The following is a 1,153-nucleotide window of genomic DNA, read 5'->3' on the forward strand; positions in this document are numbered from 1 at the left end:
CCGAGAACAGCGCGCCGGGCAGCGCCGCGAGAGGCGTGAAGTAAAGCTTGCCGAGCGTCGCCGCGAGGCCCGAGTTCTGCATGCCCACCTCGATGGCGAGCGTGCGGCAGATCGACTCGTCGAAACCGAGCAGACGTCCGCCCCAGTAACCGCCGAGCAGGCCCAGACCGTTATGCAGCACGACACCGAGCATCACCAGCGGCCCCACCGTGGCAATGTTGCCCTGGTTCGCCCCCACCACCGCGCCGATGATCAGTACGATCGCAACCATCGAAACGAGCGGAAGATAGCCCTCGACGGCGCGCACCACGCGTCCGAAGTAGCGATTGATGATCAGGCCCGCGCCGATCGGCAGCGCCACGATCTGAAGAATCGACAGCAACATGCCCTCGACGTCCACGGCGATCGACGCATCGACATACAACCGCGTGAGCAGCGGCGTGGCGAACACGCCCACGAGCGTGGACATGGCGCTGATGGTCACCGACAGTGCCACGTCGCCCCGTGCAAGATAGATCATGACGTTCGAGGCCGTGCCGCTCGCCACGCTGCCCACGAGCACCATGCCGGCCGTCAGGTCCGGCGGCATATGCAGCACGCGCGCGATGACCCATGCGGCCAGCGGCATCACGAGGTAGTGCAGCACCACGCCCGCCACGATCGGCGCGGGTCGCGTGAATACGCGCTTGAAATCGTCGAACGTGAGCGTGACGCCCATCGCGAACATCACCACGGTCAGCAGTGCCGTGACGTGCGGCGTGACGCCGGAGAAACTGCCCGGCGAAAGGAAAGCGAAAACAGACAGCAACAGAGCCCAAAGCGGGAACAGCCGGGTAACACGGGCGATCATGAAATCCTCGGAGAACGGGAAGGCGGTGCGGGCATCGGCGAAGAGGCATCGCCGGTGCTTGCCGCCGCGCTCGTCGCTTGCCCGGGCCGCCGGGCGCAAAAGCTTAATATTTTACTTATTTTGCGCAGACGGCCTTTCCGGTGTCGTTCGGATACGACGCCTCGACGCCGTATCCGGTTGACGCGTGTGCGCCGAAGCCGCTCAGTCGCGCTTCGGTTTGCCCATCAGCAGCGCACCGCCCGCGCCGTCGCGACGTGCGGGACGCGGACCGCGCTGGGCGAAATCGCCGCGCTCGGCGCCGCC

1 protein-coding gene is annotated in these 1,153 nt (G+C 66.1%); it reads right to left on the reverse strand.

Annotation, left to right across the window (positions count from 1 at the left end; translation table 11 throughout):
* A partial coding sequence (locus W930_RS0125310) for a bile acid:sodium symporter family protein (protein WP_028731430.1) occupies positions 1 to 850 on the reverse strand: 850 nt, incomplete at its 3' end.
* Positions 851 to 1,153 lie beyond the last annotated feature (303 nt).

The organism is Pandoraea sp. E26, from assembly GCF_000681415.1.
GTDB lineage: Bacteria > Pseudomonadota > Gammaproteobacteria > Burkholderiales > Burkholderiaceae > Pandoraea > Pandoraea pnomenusa.